The following is a 13,593-nucleotide window of genomic DNA, read 5'->3' as shown; positions in this document are numbered from 1 at the left end:
GCTTACATGTGAAGCAGACTTTGCAGGTACGCATACCCTTCTTCCCATGCGCCGAGATTGCTTTGGGTATTGATGTGACCTCGTTTGCCAAGATCGATCAGTTTGCTTCCCCATGCATCGCTGAGGCGTCTACTGTACGCCATCGTTGCGTAAGGATCGTCGCTACTGGCAAGAACGATGCTTGGGAAATCAAAACGCATCATCGGCGTTTGTGCAAAGCCTTGAGCACTTTTAGGAAAAATCGCTTCTTCAGGATTAGGCGGTGCAACGATCAATGCGCCTTTAATCGGCGTATGCGCTTTGCTTGCCCAGTGTGCAAGCACCAAACACGCGATGCTGTGTGCGACTAAAACGACGGGTTTTTCGCATTTTTGGAGCGTTTGTTCGAGTTGTTCCGCCCATTCGGAGGCAATCGGCTCTTCCCAGTCGCGCTGTTCGACGCGAAAAAAATCGGAGTTGGCTTTTTCCCAATGCGTTTGCCAGTGCGTTTCACCGGAGCCTTGGTAGCCGGGTAGAATGAGTACGGAGGGTTTCATAGCGTCCCTTATGCGTGAAAAGAATTAGGTTTCTTTCATTACCTCTCAACGTTTTTGCTTGCGGGTCATGAAAGAAGTCTGAAGACGATTATACGAAAGAGGGCTTAGGGTATTCTAAAAAAGTTCACCGAAGGAGGACGTATGCGACCGAAGGTCAATACCGCGTGTTTGATGCTAGTAGACGTACAAGAGAAGCTTTTTTACCGTATAGAAGGACATTCACGTATCGAACAACGCTTGTGTACGTTGGTTCAGGGCTTGCAATGTTTATCGGTACCGATCGTTTGCAACCAACAATACACCCAAGGGCTCGGCGAGACGATCGCTTCGTTGAAAGTGCTCTTAGGAGACGGAGAGGTTTACGAGAAAAAGAGTTTTAGTTGTTGCCAAAATCCAAACGTGACCGAAACGCTGAGAGCTTACGAAACGCAAAGCGTCATCGTTGCGGGAGTGGAAGCGCACGTGTGTGTTTTACAAACGGCATTGGATCTGAAAGAAAGAGGATTTGACGTGATCGTATGTACCGACGCAGTGGGTTCTCGTTACGGGTACGATTGTGAGACGGCGTTGCGGCGTATGGAACAAGAAGGAATTTTTCTTGCGACCGTCGAGTCGATCCTTTTTGAACTCTTAGGCACAGCAGAACATGCCGAGTTTAAAGCGATCAGTCGCTTGGTAAAAGAGCGTTAAAAAAGGAGCTTAACCTTTTTTAACGTAGTACGAAAGCCTGTTTTCGGTATATTTGGTAAAAAATCGGTTTTCGGGAATAATATCGGCGTGTCCTAAAAAGAGCTTGCCTTCACTCTTCAAAAGCGACGCGAAACGCTCGATCGTTTTGAGACGAAAGTCGTCGTCGAAATAGATGAGCATATTGCGCGAAAAGATAATGTCAAAATTTCCGAGTGCTAAAAAGTCATGCTCGAAGATATTGACCTTCTTAAAATCGACCGAAGTAAAATAGGTCGATTTGACTTTATAAGAACGCTCGTCTTTGATGAAATAACGCTCTTTGAGCCGCTCGTCGAGTTTGTGTAACGAACGTTCAGAAAATGAGGCATTCTTAGCTTTATCGATCGCTTCGGAGTTAATGTCGATTCCCGTGATGCTAAAATCATTGGGCATGCGACCTCTTTCTTGCAACATCATCGAAAGCGAATAGACTTCTTCTCCCGAAGCGCAAGGCGCGCATAAAATTTTAACATGCGGAATCCGCAATGCAAAGGTAATCGCCAACTCGAGCTGGCTCTCCTCACGGTAAAAATAGGTTTCGTTAACCGTGACCAAATCGATCAACTCTTGGCGTAATTCCTTATCGTGTTGAAGCGTTTCGAAAAGTTTGCGAAAGCTGTAAATCTCTTTTCGTTCGCAAAAAAGACGCAACTTCGTCTCGATAATACTGTTTTTGGCAAAAAGATCGACGCCGATTTCTCGTTTGATGTAGTGCAATAGGTCGTTTAATCCAAGGGCGTTGAAAACTTCAGGCTCTTTAGAAAGCGTTTGCGGCGAGGTCGGTTCTTGTTTTCGATTCCAGAAGAACATTACGGTGCTCCGAATTGATTGATCGAGACGATAATATCGTCTAAAGGCTTAGAACTAATTTGCGGGTTGATCTCCACCGCACGTTTAGGCATACCGTAAACGATCGCGGTTTTTTCGCTCTCGGCGATACAGCGTGCCCCTTTTTTTTGCAGTTCGCTCAAGCCGAATGCGCCGTCATGCCCGATACCGGTCAATAAAACCGCTAAAATATCGGCATCTTCGACGCATGAAAGAGCGGAAAGAAAAAGCGTATCGATGCTCGGATTGTACGGCGTATCGCCTTGTTCGACCGGTTCGGCTCTTAAGGTATTGGCATTGGGTTCGCTTTTAACGCGGGCGTGTCCGGCGCAGATGTAAATATGCCCGTTCGTTAAAAGCGTACGCGCGTCTAGCGTGTGTACGGGAAAAGCGAGTTCCGTCTGAAATTGATTGATAAAACTCGGAATAAACGTATTGTTCATATGTTGCGCGATTAAAACAATGCCGTTAAAAGAGGAGGGAAGCGAGGATAAAATCTTTTTCAGATGTCCGGGACCTCCGGTGGAAGCCCCGATTAAGATGAGTTTAGGTTTCATCTGCGGTACTATTTTTTAGCTTCTTCAAGCATCCAATAGAGATTCATTCGCACGCCCGCACCCGTTGCACCCGATTGGTTATAGCCCCACGCTTTTTCCAAATACGCAGGTCCCGCAATATCCAAATGAAGCCATTTGTCTTTATACGCCTCTTCGATAAAGTTGTCTAAAAACAATCCCGCGGTAATCGCACCGCCGTAACGGCTAGAGCTGATGTTTGACATGTCGGCAACCGAACTTTTCAAAAGCTTCTTAAGGTATTTGTTAAAGGGAAGCATACCGCTGAGTTCACCGCTTTTATCGGCGGCTTTTTGCATGGAGTGTTTAAGAGCGCTATCGTGTCCCATGATACCGGTCGTGTATTCGCCCAACGCTACGACGCAAGCACCCGTGAGGGTTGCCATATCGACCAAAAGATCGGGTTTGAGTTCTTGTGCGTAACACAAACAATCTGCCAAAACCAAGCGCCCTTCGGCATCGGTGTTGCGAACTTCGATGGTTTTACCGTTTTTAGCGACCAAAACGTCGTCGGGTTTATAGGCGTCGCCTCCGATCATATTTTCGGTTGCTCCGATGATCGCGTGAACTTCAAACGGCAATTCGAGTTCCGCCGCCGCTTTCAAAATCGACATCACCGCCGCGCCGCCGCTTTTATCGGCTTTCATCGTCACCATATGCTCGCTAGGCTTTAAGCTCAGTCCGCCGCTATCGTACGTCAATCCTTTACCGACGTAAACCAAACGTTTTTTAGGTGCTTTGGGCATATACGTCAGGTGGATCAAACGCGGTGGATGGACGCTTGCGCGATTGACCGCTAAAAAAGCGTTCATGCCTTGTTCTTTCAAAAAGGTCTCGTCCATAACCTTACATGTCACGTTTGGAAGCGACGTGAGGGTTTGAGCAAGTTTCGCTAAGGCAATGGGCGTCATGTCAAAAGGCGTCGTGTTGACGATCGCTTTGGCAAAGTTCGTCGCTTCTGCGATAAGCGTTCCTTCTTTCAGTGCTTTGCTCGCCGTCTCTACGGAGACGTCGGTGCGCGCGTAATCTTCGAGGCATATAAAAACGCTTTCTAAGGTTGAAGGCTCTTTTTTGCTTTTATACTGATCGAAAACATAGCTTCCAAGCATCAATCCTTCGGCAAGTGCTTTGACGTTCATACCGGGGCAATCGGAAGAATACGTTCCGATAGAGACGGATTTGACGTTGGTTTTTTTCAAGGCTTCCAACGCTTTTGCCGCACTCAAACGAATATCTTCGGCATCCAAACTGTCGCAACCGACGTAAAGAATCCGAGAAGCGGCAACGAAGAGCGTCTCTTCGCTTTCGCCTTTGAATCCTAACAGTTCAAAACTCTCTTTATCGCGAATCCATCGGTGATCAAATGCTTTTGCGACAACGAAAACGACTTTAACGTCGCTTGTCGAATCAAATAATTTTTGGTTTAGAATATTAATGTGCATGTTTTTCCTTAAAGGTTTTATCCGTCATTTTATGAAAATAGTAGTAGATACTTCCGCCGATCAGTCCGGCAAGAGGAAGTGCAAAATACCAATGTGCTTTTGCCCAGTGTATGACGATCAAAATTTCGTCGCCGAAATACCAAGCGGGTAAAATCGTAAATGCGCCCCAGCACCATGCCGACATCAGATTGATAAACGCAAAGGTTTTGGCATCGTAACGCGTTAAGCCGATCGAGATAGGAATAATCGTACGCAATCCGTACATGTAACGTTGTGCGAAGATAATCGGCCAGCCGTATTTTTTGAGTAAAAGATGCGCAAGTGCCAACTTTCGACGTTGCCCTTTGAGTTTCATATGGACGTATTTTTTATTAAAACGACCGATGTAAAAATAGACCTGATCTCCGGCAAAACCGCCGAGTCCCGCAACGAAAATCGCGATAAAAAGATTCATATCGCCCGTATGGGACAAAAGCCCCGCCATAATTAGGCCGCTTTCTCCCTCCAACATACTCCATACAAAAAGGATAATGTATCCGTAGGCTTTCATCAAATAGATAAACTTATTTTCCAGTCCTTCCGCAGGTGCTTGATAAAGCACGTAAGCTAAGGTTACAAGGGCTACGACCATAAGAAGCGTAAAAAGCTTTCCGGTATGTTTTCCGATCGTATGCATCATGCCCTTATCCTATATTCAAAATCGATTTGGCTTGCACCATGTCTTTATCGCCGCGACCGGAAAGATTGACGATAACGATCTTGTTTTTAATCTCATCTTTAGGGATTTTTTTCAAATAGGCAATGGCATGCGCGCTCTCAAACGCCGGAATAATTCCCTCTTTGCGCGATAGCCAGACGAACGCATCGAGTGCCTCTTGATCGGTAATGTTTTCATAAATCGCCGCACCTTGTTCTTTGAGGTAAGCATGCTCAGGTCCGATACCGGGATAGTCCAAGCCTGCGGAGATCGAATGTGCCTCTAAAATCTGTCCGTCGTCGTCTTGCAACAGATAACTCATCTGTCCGTGAAGCACGCCCGGACTTCCTTTGGCAAGCGAACAACCGTGTTTATCGGTTTCGATACCCAAACCTCCGGCTTCGATACCGATGCATTTCACGCCTTCTTCGCCTAAAAAGTGGCTGAAAATCCCCATAGCGTTGCTTCCTCCGCCGATACAGGCAATGACGTAATCGGGAAGACTTTTTTCTTTGACCAAAATTTGCGCTTTGGCTTCGTAACCGATGATCGCTTGAAAGTCGCGTACCATCATGGGATACGGATGCGGGCCTGCGACGGTGCCGATAATATAAAACGTATCGCGCGCATGCGTCACCCAGTAGCGAATGGCCTCGTTCATCGCATCTTTAAGCGTACGGCTTCCGCTTTTGACGCTGTGGACTTTAGCACCTAAAAGCTTCATACGAAAGACGTTGAGTTCTTGCCGTTCAACGTCTTTTTCTCCCATAAAAACTTCGCATTCCAAGCCTAAAAGTGCAGCAATCGTCGCCGTAGCAACGCCGTGTTGTCCGGCACCCGTTTCGGCGATAATGCGCTTTTTACCCATCTTTTTCGCAATTAAGCCTTGTGCCACGGTATTATTGATCTTGTGTGCGCCCGTATGATTGAGGTCTTCACGTTTAAGGTAAATTTTCGCCCCCAGTTCATGCGAAATATTTTTGGCAAAAAAGAGTGCGGAAGGACGTCCGACGTATTCGTTCAAACAGTGGTTGACTTCCGTCCAAAAGTGTTCGTCGAAGCGAAGTTTGCGATACTCTTTCTCCAAATCGATCAAGATAGGCATTAAGGTTTCGGGAACGTAGCGTCCTCCGAAAATCCCGAAGTGTCCGTTTGCGTCCGGATCAAATTTTGAAGCGCGTGGAATGTACATGTTACACCTCCAACACGGAATAGACGGAGGTCATTTTCTTAATGTCCAAATCGCCTTGTAAAAACGTCAAGTTCATCACAAAGCATGCTTCGACGCAGGTCGCTCCTGCTTTGGTAATCAGTTTGACCGCGGCGGTTGCCGTGCCTCCGGTAGCGATCAAATCATCAATCAGCAAGACACGCGGATTGGCAACGCCGCTAAAAGCGTCGATGTGAATCGAAACTTCGTCCACGCCGTATTCTAACGAGTATTTCTCGCTAATAGTAGTATAGGGAAGTTTGCCCGGTTTTCGAATCGGAACGAAACGCGTGCGAAGGCGTGCCGCTAACGCCGCACCGAAAATGAAGCCTCGGCTTTCGATGCCGGCGATGTAGTCGATTTGTTGGTTTTCGTATCGACTGGCAAGATGATCCATAAGGAGATTAAAAGCGTTCGTATCGCCTAAAAGCGTCGTAATATCTTTGAATTTAATACCGGGTTTGGGAAAATCCTCGATTTCGCGGATGGACTGAAGAAGAAATGTTTTATCGTTCTCGTTTAAAAGATGCATCAACGGCCTTTATAGAATTTTTTAAATTGAGATACAAAGCAAATCGACCGACGTAGCGTAGTTACAACAACGCCTCGATTTTGCCCTCTAGCTCTTTGATATGTTGGCGAAGCTTATCGCCTTCCATACGGTATTGACTGTTACGGGTTCGTAAGGATTTGAGATCGTTTTTCACTTTTTTGAGCTCATCGCTTAAAATATCGATATTGCCCAAAGAGCGTTGAAGCTGGACTTGGTATTTGCGGATGACGACTTCGGCATCGTTGAGGGTTTGTTTAATCACGATATTGCCGCGTTTTTCTTTGCGAAGCAGGGTTTTGTAGTAAAACACCATGACGAGCAAGTAAAGACAAACCGAAAAAAGCGCCGTTGTCAAAACCCATTCAAACGCCATGTGTCAACTCGATTTTTTCAACTCTTTGCGCATGCCTGCCTCCTTCAAAAGAGGTAGCGCACCATGCGTGGAGCATCGACTCGATCACGCCGAGTCCTACGATACGTTGTCCGAAACACAAAACATTGGCGTCGTTATGGGCGCGCGCCATTTGAGCGGTATAGGCGTCATGGCACAATGCGGCACGAATGCCGACATGTTTGTTAGCCGCCAAGCTCATACCGATACCCGATCCGCAGATCAAAATGCCTTGCGTTTTGGGATTTTGTAAGACTTCCGTGCACAATGCATGCGCAAAATCGGGATAATCGACCCTCTCTTGGGAAAAAGGTCCAAGATCGACGATTTCATGCCCCATCGCTGTGAGCATCGCTATAACGTCCGGTTTGATAGCAACGCCCGCATGGTCGGTTGCAATAAAAAATTTCACGTCTATCCTTTAAGAACATAATCGTTTCGATTATAGCACACGCATTATAAAACAGACCTAACAAAGCCCGAATAAAACGGTGTTAGGTCAAAAAAGAAGCACTTTAGTAAAACCAACTTAAAACGACGCGAATCGGCATAAAAAAGTAAGAAGAAAGCGGTGTCGCGATACAGACGATAAGAATAATCATGCCGTAACGTTCCGTAGATTCGTAGAAGCGTACCAAGGCATTCCAACCGAAAATGCGCCCCAAATAGCTTAGCGCATGTGAACCGTCTAGCGGCGGGATCGGATAGAGGTTGAAAATACCCAAGACGACGTTATAAATCATCGATTGTACGAGAAAATAGACCCAAAAATATTCGACGTAACTGTTGACTTCGCTAATATCGCCTAATTGACTTAAAACGACGGAAGCAAGGATTGCTAGCGTAAAATTGTAAGCAATCCCCGCAAGTGAAACGGCAATCGCCGCCTTATAGCCGCCGTTTCGAATGACGCTTGGCATATAAATGGGAACGGGTTTTGCCCAGCCGAACATAAAAGGAGCGTTACTCAAAAACAAAACGGCGGGCACGATGATCGTTCCGACCAAATCGACATGTACAAACGGATTGATGCTCAGTCTTCCCATATGTTTAGCGGTGTCGTCGCCGTAGCGGTACGCTACGTAGCCGTGCATAATTTCATGACCGATAATAGCGATCATCAAGGCTAAAACGACCGCCGCAATTTCGATAAGTTTGATACTCTCCATTAGAAAAGCGTCTCGTCGAATTGGAGGCTATCGACCGATCTTCCGATACGGTTCCACCTTATTTTATAGTCGTCATCCCATGAAAAATAGACAAACCACGGTTTGCCGACGATAAGACTGTAGGGAACGCTACCCCAAAAACGGCTGTCGTTGGAGTGGTCGCGATTGTCTCCGACCATATAATAGTGTCCTTTTTCGACTTTAGCGTAAAAAGCGTTGAAATTGCTATAGCCCGCAACCATCGGAAGTTCCGCAACGAGTGCCGGTTTCATCGCCAATTGATTGGCTTTTAGATGCAAAACCATCTGTGCGAACAAATCGACGCCGTCGTCGTAATGAATACCGTGAAACTGCTCTTTATACGGGTTATTGACCCAAAGTTTTCCTGCAATGGTCTTAATTTTATCGGCAGGATAATGCGCTTTAATGTAATCGTCGCCTTCGCTAAAGTGAACGTAAAGGTTCTTGTCCTGAAATAAAATTTCATCATCCTCGCGTGCGACGCACCGTTTGACGTAATGGACTTTAGGGTCTTTAGGATAACGAAAAACAACGATATCGCCGCGCTTTGGACCTTCTGAGGAGACCAAATGCCCGTCACCGTTAAAATCGGGTAAAACGGGAATCTCCAGCCACGGAAGATGCGGAGTAGGAAGGCCGTACGAAAACTTTTTGACAAAAAGATGATCGCCGATGAGTAGGGTTTTTTTCATAGAACCGCTGGGAATCACAAATGCTTGCGCGACGAAAAAAATAACGAATAAAACGATAATAATCGTTCCCGTCCAACTGTTGGAAAAGTGGTAAAAGCGATGGATAAAATTTTTCATAATCTTCCTATTTTGCGTTCAAGCGATGGTGTGCGGCTTTAACGGTATTTTCAAGCAGCATCGCGATCGTCATCGGACCGACGCCTCCTGGTACCGGCGTGATATACGAACATTTCGGTGCGACGTTTTCAAAATCCACGTCGCCGACGATGCGTCCTTCGGCGGTTTTATTGATACCGATATCAACAACGATCGCGCCTTCTTTGACCATATCTTCGGTAATGAGGTTTTGTTTACCCACTCCGACGATTAAAAGGTCGGCTTTTTTCGTATGTTCTTTGAGGTCTTTGGTAAAAATATGGCAAATATCGACCGTTGCTCCTGCGTTTAAGAGAAGATTCATCATCGGTTTTCCGACGATATTGCTAGCTCCTACGACGCAGGCGTTTAATCCTTTAGGATCGATGGCGTAGTGGGATAAAAGGCGCATAACGCCAAGGGGCGTACACGGCACGAAGCTTTCCAATCCGGCAACCAACCGTCCGACGTTAAAAGGGTGAAAGCCGTCGACGTCTTTACGAGGCTCGATGGCTTCGATAATTTTAGTCGTATCGATGTGTTTGGGAAGCGGAAGTTGAACCAAAACGCCGTCAATATTCGGATTGGTATTGATCATGGCGATGGTTTCCAAAATTTTTTCTTGGGAAATCGAAGAGGGCATTTTGTGAATGATGGAGTAAATTCCCGTGATGTCGCACGCTTTTTCTTTCATTTTAACGTACGTTTGACTCGCGGCGTCGTCACCGACTAAAATAACGGCAAGTCCGGGAGTGATGCCTTTTTCAACGAGTGCTTCGCTCTCTTTTTTGAGGCGAATTTTGATTTGGTCCGACAGTGCTTTTCCGTCAAGGATTTGCATTCAAACATCCTTTAAATTCATTTTTGGTACTATAGCAAACTTACTATTAAAGTTCTTGCAAAAGAGTATGAACGCTTGAGAATACGCCTTTGAAGTAAAGCTGCAAAGACGACGTTAACATCGGGTTCTCTTCGGTGGAGTGCCCATGCACCCTTGGGTGCTTTTACCTCTTGTAAAGCGGATTTTGCAAGACGTCTATTAAAGAAGGGATAAAAGGGTTTTGAAGCGACTGGGGCTTGGGATTACGATGTTTTTACTGCTATCTGGCGTATCGCTTCGGAGTGAAGATTTTATTACAAAAATGGAATATGCCAAAATGCTCTATTCCAATCCTCGGGGTATCGGTTGCAATAAATGCCACGGAGAAAAAGGGGAAGGTACGATTATCTCTCAATATACGCTCAAAGGCAAACCCGTCGTTTTAGAAGCTCCGAATATCACAAACTTAAGCAAAGAGCGTTTTTTTCACGCCTTGACAACGCAACATAAAGTCATGCCGACCTACTTTTTAACGTGGCAGGAGATCGATAGTCTGTATTATTACGTCTCAAGCGAAGTGAAAAAGTAAAAAGCGGTTTATAGGCAAAGTTTCAGTAAAATAATCAAAAATAGAGTACGAGGAATGAAGATGAATCAGGATAAGAGCGTCAAAGCGTACGAGAAAGCGTGTCGCGTCATTCCCGGAGGTGTGGACTCTCCGGTTCGGGCGTTTCAAAGCGTGGGCGGAACGCCGTTATTTATCAAAAAAGGCGAAGGAGCGTATCTGATCGATGTCGACGATAACCGTTACGTCGATTACGTTCAAAGTTGGGGACCGCTTATTTTCGGTCATGCCGACGATACGATCGAAAAAGCGGTCATCAAAGCGGTAAAAAAAGGACTTAGTTTTGGAGCACCGACCAAAGCGGAGACCAAACTTGCCGGTTTAATCTGTTCACTTTTCCCCGAAATCGACAAAGTAAGGTTTGTCAGTAGCGGAACCGAAGCGGTTATGAGTGCGATTCGTTTGGCAAGAGGCGTTACATGTAAAGACGACATCGTTAAATTTGAGGGATGTTATCACGGGCACAGCGATTCGCTTTTGGTGCAAGCGGGAAGCGGCGCGACGACGTTTGGCAATCCCAGCTCTCCGGGCGTTCCCGCCGATTTGACGAAACATACGTTGCTTGCGAAATACAACGATATTAAAAGCGTCAAAGAGTGCTTTAAACACTCTAAAAACATCGCGTGCGTCATCATCGAACCGCTTGCGGGCAATATGGGATTCGTTCCCGCCGATCCGAAATTTTTGGAAGATTTAAAAGCCTTGTGCGAAAAGCACGGCGCGCTTTTGATTTTTGACGAAGTGATGAGCGGGTTTCGCGCGTCGTTAAAAGGAGCGCAAGGTATTTACGGTACCGTTCCGGATTTAGTGACGTTTGGAAAAGTAATCGGCGGCGGTATGCCCGTCGGTGCATTCGCGGGACGTGCCGAGATTATGGATAGCCTTTCGCCGCAAGGTCCGGTATATCAAGCCGGAACCCTCAGCGGCAATCCGGTCGCGATGGCGGCGGGTTTGGCTTCACTTGAGCAACTCATCGAAAATGAAGCAGTTGTTTACGCTTCGCTAGAATCCAAAGCCAAACGCTTGGTCGAAGGGCTTAAAAGTGCGGCTAGTGATGCGGGTATCGCACTGCAAGTCGATGCGATCGGCTCTATGTTCGGCTTTTTCTTTAACGATAAGCCCGTGAGAAATTTTGCCGATGCGCTTTCGTCCGATACGAAGCGTTTTGCGGCATTTCACCAAGGCATGTTGAAGGAAGGGTTCTATTTTGCGTGCTCACAGTTTGAAACCGGATTTATTTCAACGGCGATTAGCGACGCGATGATCGACGATACGATCGAAGCGGCGCAAAAAGTTTTTAAAGAGATGGCATGAGCGAAAAACCGAAATACGGAAGATTAATTGAGGGAGCCGAACAGCTCTCTTTAGGCATTTCGATGGTCGTCGCCGTAGCACTCGGCGCGGGAGCCGGCTTTTGGATGAGCCGATACTTCCAAATGCCGTGGCTTTTATGGCTCGGCGTTTTTTGGGGCGTAGGCGGAGCAATTTTGAATGTTTACAAAGCCTACAAAAAAAACCTTCGTTCGCTGGATGAGCTTAAAGACGACGTACGCTATCAAAATTACCGACATGTCAAAGACGACGATGAGAAAGACGAGCGTTAAATTTTTGCTGGCGTACCTTGCGGGGGACGTAGCGGTTCTTGCCGTCTCGTTGATGCAAGGCGGTAACTGGCTTTTAAACACGCAAGCGGCGTTTGCCTGTTCTTTGTTGATTACGTTTGCGTCGTTTTATTCGTATCACCGCATGGTACAATCGCGTTTGGCAGCGGGAGCAATACCGCCGGATAAATTTGAGCATTACTACGAGGATGATGACGAAGAAAGCGAAAAAGAGAACGAAGACGCTACGACGCAAGATCACCCGCTTGAATCAGAGAAAAAACCGCCTAAAATCGGCTTTAAAGAGAGTTTTCAAAATCTCTCTTTAAGCTATAAGAGTGCGTTTTCGGTGTATCGTATCGCGACATACGGTATTTTATTTTTAACGTTGTTGGTTTTAGTGCATAAGAGCCGATTCGATGCCGTAGCATTTTTGATAGGGCTCAGCGTCATTCCGCTTTGCGGCTTGTTCGGCGCGGTGTTTTTAAAAAAGGATTTTTATGGAACGTATGAGTCGTGAGGAAGCGTTGCGTTTAATACGCGAAGTCGATCTCAACACTTTAGGCCAGATGGCGTCGGCACGAAAAAGGGAGCTTCACCCCGAAAATATAACGACGTTTGTGGTTGATCGCAATATCAATTATACCAACGTGTGTTGGGTCGATTGTAAATTTTGCGCGTTTTACCGTCATGCGAAAGAAGAAGAGGCATACGTGCTCTCGTTTGAGCAAATCGGAGAGAAAATCGAAGAATTGATCGCTATCGGCGGCACGCAGATTTTATTTCAAGGCGGCGTACATCCGACGTTGAAAATTGAATGGTATGAAGCGTTGGTGGAATGGATAGCCACGCATTATCCGAGCATTACGATCCACGGATTTTCGGCGATAGAGATTGATTATATCGCGCGCATTTCCAAATTGAGTTACAAAGAGGTTTTAACCAGACTTCACGCCAAAGGGCTTTTCAGTATCCCCGGAGCCGGAGCGGAAATTTTAAGCGACCGCGTGCGCGATTTGGTTGCACCGAAAAAACTGAGTGCGCAGCAGTGGCTCGACGTTCACAAAAGCGCGCACGAAATCGGCATGAAAACAACCGCTACGATGATGTTCGGAACGCTGGAGAGCGATGAAGAGATTGTGGAGCATTGGGAGAAAATCAGAGCGTTGCAAGATGAAACGGGTGGTTTTAGAGCGTTCATTATGTGGAGTTTTCAAAGCGATCATACGAAGTTAAAAGCCGAGCATCCCGAAATTCAAAAACAGTCTTCCAATCGTTATTTACGGCTTTTAGCGGTCAGTCGCTTGTATTTGGATAATTTTAAAAATATTCAAAGTTCATGGGTAACGCAAGGCAGTTACATCGGCCAGTTGGCACTTCTGTTCGGAGCAAACGATTTGGGAAGTACCATGATGGAAGAAAACGTCGTTAAAGCCGCAGGTGCGGCTAATCGTATGAATCAAGCCGAGATGATCAAACTCATCAAAGACATCGGCTCCATTCCCGCCAAACGGGATACGGCGTATACGATTTTGGAGAAATTTGCATGAAAAAATTAATAATCGCATT

The 13,593-nt window shown here is 46.3% G+C and carries 18 protein-coding genes; 6 read left to right on the top strand and 12 right to left on the bottom strand.

The window, feature by feature from the left end; all coding sequences use genetic code 11:
• Positions 1-2: 2 nt before the first annotated feature.
• Positions 3-536, bottom strand: coding sequence for an alpha/beta hydrolase (locus NL930_RS08445; protein WP_254376356.1), 534 nt, complete (start codon positions 534-536; stop codon positions 3-5).
• Positions 537-677: 141 nt separating this feature from the next.
• Between NL930_RS08445 and NL930_RS08440 the strand changes: the two genes are divergently transcribed.
• Positions 678-1,226 (top strand): isochorismatase family protein, encoded by a 549-nt coding sequence (locus NL930_RS08440; protein WP_039675223.1) that lies wholly within the window; start codon positions 678-680, stop codon positions 1,224-1,226.
• Positions 1,227-1,235: 9 nt separating this feature from the next.
• Here the strand turns inward: NL930_RS08440 and NL930_RS08435 are convergent, their stop codons facing one another.
• From NL930_RS08435 to folD, 11 genes are all read right to left on the bottom strand, one after another.
• Positions 1,236-2,075, bottom strand: coding sequence for a protein-glutamate O-methyltransferase CheR (locus tag NL930_RS08435; RefSeq protein WP_041962563.1), 840 nt, complete (start codon positions 2,073-2,075; stop codon positions 1,236-1,238).
• Positions 2,075-2,650 (bottom strand): CheB methylesterase domain-containing protein, encoded by a 576-nt coding sequence (locus NL930_RS08430; RefSeq protein WP_254376355.1) that lies wholly within the window; start codon positions 2,648-2,650, stop codon positions 2,075-2,077. The genes NL930_RS08435 and NL930_RS08430 overlap by 1 nt, the downstream gene beginning before the upstream one ends.
• Positions 2,651-2,658: 8 nt before the next feature.
• Complete coding sequence (locus NL930_RS08425) at positions 2,659-4,110, bottom strand: leucyl aminopeptidase (RefSeq protein ID WP_254376354.1); 1,452 nt, start codon at positions 4,108-4,110, stop codon at positions 2,659-2,661.
• Complete coding sequence (locus NL930_RS08420) at positions 4,100-4,789, bottom strand: DedA family protein (protein ID WP_254376353.1); 690 nt, start codon at positions 4,787-4,789, stop codon at positions 4,100-4,102. The genes NL930_RS08425 and NL930_RS08420 overlap by 11 nt, the downstream gene beginning before the upstream one ends.
• A 4-nt stretch (positions 4,790-4,793) precedes the next feature.
• Complete coding sequence (trpB, locus tag NL930_RS08415) at positions 4,794-5,999, bottom strand: tryptophan synthase subunit beta (RefSeq protein WP_254376352.1); 1,206 nt, start codon at positions 5,997-5,999, stop codon at positions 4,794-4,796.
• A gap of 1 nt (position 6,000) precedes the next feature.
• Positions 6,001-6,549: an adenine phosphoribosyltransferase gene (locus NL930_RS08410; RefSeq protein WP_039675211.1), complete on the bottom strand. Its 549-nt coding sequence runs from the start codon at positions 6,547-6,549 to the stop codon at positions 6,001-6,003.
• Positions 6,550-6,610: 61 nt separating this feature from the next.
• On the bottom strand, positions 6,611-6,943 hold the full coding sequence (locus NL930_RS08405) for a membrane protein (protein ID WP_039675209.1): 333 nt from the start codon (positions 6,941-6,943) through the stop codon (positions 6,611-6,613).
• Positions 6,933-7,373 carry a ribose 5-phosphate isomerase B gene (gene rpiB, locus NL930_RS08400; RefSeq protein ID WP_254376351.1) on the bottom strand — a complete coding sequence of 147 codons (441 nt, stop codon included), beginning with the start codon at positions 7,371-7,373 and terminating at the stop codon, positions 6,933-6,935. The genes NL930_RS08405 and rpiB overlap by 11 nt, the downstream gene beginning before the upstream one ends.
• A 103-nt stretch (positions 7,374-7,476) precedes the next feature.
• Positions 7,477-8,130: a site-2 protease family protein gene (locus tag NL930_RS08395; RefSeq protein WP_254376350.1), complete on the bottom strand. Its 654-nt coding sequence runs from the start codon at positions 8,128-8,130 to the stop codon at positions 7,477-7,479.
• Positions 8,130-8,960, bottom strand: a complete 831-nt coding sequence (gene lepB / locus NL930_RS08390) for a signal peptidase I (protein ID WP_254376349.1) — start codon at positions 8,958-8,960, stop codon at positions 8,130-8,132. Before lepB ends, NL930_RS08395 begins: the two co-directional genes overlap by 1 nt.
• A 7-nt stretch (positions 8,961-8,967) precedes the next feature.
• The gene (gene folD, locus NL930_RS08385; protein WP_039675201.1) at positions 8,968-9,819 is read right to left on the bottom strand and encodes a bifunctional methylenetetrahydrofolate dehydrogenase/methenyltetrahydrofolate cyclohydrolase FolD; all 852 of its coding nucleotides are present in this window, start codon (positions 9,817-9,819) and stop codon (positions 8,968-8,970) included.
• A gap of 247 nt (positions 9,820-10,066) precedes the next feature.
• On the opposite strand from folD, the gene NL930_RS08380 reads away from it, so the two are divergent.
• Genes NL930_RS08380 through NL930_RS08360 form a run of 5 tightly spaced genes read left to right on the top strand, consistent with a single transcriptional unit; the run spans position 10,067 to position 13,574 of the window.
• Positions 10,067-10,387: a hypothetical protein gene (locus NL930_RS08380; protein WP_039675199.1), complete on the top strand. Its 321-nt coding sequence runs from the start codon at positions 10,067-10,069 to the stop codon at positions 10,385-10,387.
• Between the two features lie 60 nt (positions 10,388-10,447).
• Positions 10,448-11,737, top strand: a complete 1,290-nt coding sequence (gene hemL, locus NL930_RS08375) for a glutamate-1-semialdehyde 2,1-aminomutase (protein ID WP_254376348.1) — start codon at positions 10,448-10,450, stop codon at positions 11,735-11,737.
• A complete protein-coding gene (locus NL930_RS08370) occupies positions 11,734-12,027 on the top strand; it encodes an AtpZ/AtpI family protein (RefSeq protein WP_060826223.1) in 294 nt (97 codons plus the stop codon). The genes hemL and NL930_RS08370 overlap by 4 nt, the downstream gene beginning before the upstream one ends.
• Complete coding sequence (locus NL930_RS08365) at positions 12,008-12,544, top strand: hypothetical protein (RefSeq protein ID WP_254376347.1); 537 nt, start codon at positions 12,008-12,010, stop codon at positions 12,542-12,544. Before NL930_RS08370 ends, NL930_RS08365 begins: the two co-directional genes overlap by 20 nt.
• On the top strand, positions 12,525-13,574 hold the full coding sequence (locus NL930_RS08360) for a dehypoxanthine futalosine cyclase (RefSeq protein ID WP_254376346.1): 1,050 nt from the start codon (positions 12,525-12,527) through the stop codon (positions 13,572-13,574). The genes NL930_RS08365 and NL930_RS08360 overlap by 20 nt, the downstream gene beginning before the upstream one ends.
• Positions 13,575-13,593 lie beyond the last annotated feature (19 nt).

The sequence above is a fragment of the Sulfurospirillum sp. hDNRA2 genome (assembly GCF_024206095.2).
GTDB lineage: Bacteria > Campylobacterota > Campylobacteria > Campylobacterales > Sulfurospirillaceae > Sulfurospirillum.
This window is presented reverse-complemented; position numbering and strand designations above follow the sequence as displayed.